This window comes from Rheinheimera baltica (assembly GCF_030731985.1).
Classification (GTDB): domain Bacteria; phylum Pseudomonadota; class Gammaproteobacteria; order Enterobacterales; family Alteromonadaceae; genus Alishewanella; species Alishewanella baltica.
Map to the genome: position 1 here is coordinate 1 of NZ_JAPJDY010000021.1, position 2,241 is coordinate 2,241.

At 44.2% G+C, this 2,241-nt stretch carries 1 protein-coding gene and 2 rRNA genes; 1 reads left to right on the plus strand and 2 read right to left on the minus strand.

Annotated features, from left to right (window positions below):
* The first annotated feature begins 168 nt into the window (after positions 1-168).
* Positions 169-1,488, plus strand: coding sequence for an IS4 family transposase (locus ORJ00_RS18915; RefSeq protein WP_306140552.1), 1,320 nt, complete (start codon positions 169-171; stop codon positions 1,486-1,488).
* A 177-nt stretch (positions 1,489-1,665) separates the two neighbouring features.
* Here the strand turns inward: ORJ00_RS18915 and rrf are convergent.
* Together rrf and ORJ00_RS18925 are read right to left on the minus strand one after the other, a co-directional pair.
* Positions 1,666-1,781, minus strand: a 5S ribosomal RNA gene (gene rrf / locus ORJ00_RS18920).
* A 152-nt stretch (positions 1,782-1,933) separates the two neighbouring features.
* Positions 1,934-2,241 (minus strand): 23S ribosomal RNA (locus ORJ00_RS18925); the annotation flags it as partial.

Consider the following 2,241-nt stretch of genomic DNA (forward strand, 5'->3'; position numbering starts at 1 on the left):
ATTCTCATGTGGGCATATCGGCCACACTATGAATGACTAATACTTAAATAATTTTTCGACACAAAACAAAAAGGCCACTCGTTAGAGTCAATGCCGATCGTTTAAGGGCACTTGACCGATCTTGAAGATGAATGATAATCCCTACCAGTATTCTGGTGGGGATTTTTTATGTTTGAGCAAGAGCTTGAATTAGTTCATGAGTCTGTTGAAGAAAGTGGGTCTTATGGTTCTGTAATGGAGGCTATTGATTCAAAGTGGATCGAACAATCACTCCTTTCAGCTAACAAGGCGAGTATCCGTAATCGCCGTCTGCCTGCGCAGCAGGCAGTCTGGCTAGTGCTTTGGATGGGATTAATACGTAACCAGTCCATCAAAGAAGTCTGTAGCTCTATGGATATAGCACTTCAATCTGGAGACTCCACCTGGTCTCGCGTAGCACCGAGTGTATTGACGGATTGCCGACGACGCTTAGGTGAAGCTCCAATATCTTACTTATTTAAATCCACTATATCAGCCTGGCTTGAGCAAGCGTTAGGGGACAAGAACACACTAGGACTTACCACTCTTGCCGTTGATGGAACGGTGTTTCGTTGCCAAGACTCTGAAGAAAATGCCAATGAGTTTGGTTTTATTTCAAAAACACACAAACCCTATCCTCAACTTCGATTAGTCAGCCTTATATCTACTGAAACTAGAATGGTATTAGGTGCTGCCTTTGATGGCTGTCACGTAGGAGAGATCACTATCGCACAGCGTTTAGTCCAAGATACACCTGATAACTCCTTAACCCTATTTGACCGTTGTTATTTCTCCGCTGACTTATTAGTCAATTGGCAAAGCTCTGGAGTACAGCGACATTGGCTGACCCCCGTAAAGTCAAAAATGCGTTACGAGGTGGTCGAAGAGTTTGCGAATAATGATTTGCTCATTGATATGCCTGTCTCTCCCCAAGCGAGAAAGAAAAACCCCGAGCTTCCCGAAACATGGCGTGCTCGTTTTATTGCTTATCAAGAGCCAAAAGGTGAAATAAAAGGCTTTGTCACCTCATTGGTAGATCCCGTTAAATATCCGCTGGACATGCTACTTAATATCTACTGGCAACGCTGGGAAATAGAAGAAGGATACGGTGAACTTAAGCAAACCCAACTACAAAGCAAGGTGACGTTACGAAGCAAATTTGTTGAAGGTGTTAAGCAAGAATTGTGGGGAGTACTTATCGCTTATAATCTGGTTCGTTTAGAAATGGCAGCGATAGCAAAGGAAGCTAAAGTCGCGCCAACCCGTATCAGTTTTACTGCGGCAATAAGCTTGATAGATACACAATTAAGGTGGCTTGCTTTATCACCTGATGGAAAGCTGCCAGCGAAACTTAAGCAAATGCGAGCCGATATAAAACACTTTATCCTTCCAGATAAAAGAAAGCACCGAACGTATCCACGATCAGTGCTCTATATACCTAGCCGCTATCCACTTAAATATAAACAGTAATGCTTATCCGAATAGCATTAACTCGTTAGAGTGGCCTTACTGTTTTATTAAGCGCCTGGAAATGACCTACTCTCACATGGGCATATCGGCCACACTACTTTTATGCTCAAATTTCAGATGTAAAAAAGCCCGTTACGTTAGTAACGGGCTTGATACTCTCATTACGAGAAATTAGGCGCCTGGAAATGACCTACTCGCACATGGGGAGACCCCACACTACCATCGGCGATACTGTGTTTCACTTCTGAGTTCGGAATGGGATCAGGTGGTACCACAGCTCTATGGTTTCCAGACAAATTTGGTTATCTAACGTCATTCGACATTAAATAATAATTCGGAAAGCTGATGCACGTTATCTTTCAAACGTCGCTTCTTTTGAGTTCAACACTATTTAAGCGCTTCATTCTAATACTAAGTGCGTATCAGTAAAACCCATCTGGGTTGTATGGTTAAGCCTCACGGGTCATTAGTACAAGTTAGCTCAACGCCTCACAACGCTTACACACCTTGCCTATCAACGTAGTAGTCTCCTACGGCCCTTTAGAGAGCTTAAAGCTCTAGGGATGACTCATCTTAGGGCTCGCTTCCCGCTTAGATGCTTTCAGCGGTTATCGATTCCGAACGTAGCTACCGGGCAATGCCATTGGCATGACAACCCGAACACCAGCGGTTCGTCCACTCCGGTCCTCTCGTACTAGGAGCAACTCCACTCAATCATCCAACGCCCACGGCAGATAGGGACCGAACTGTCTC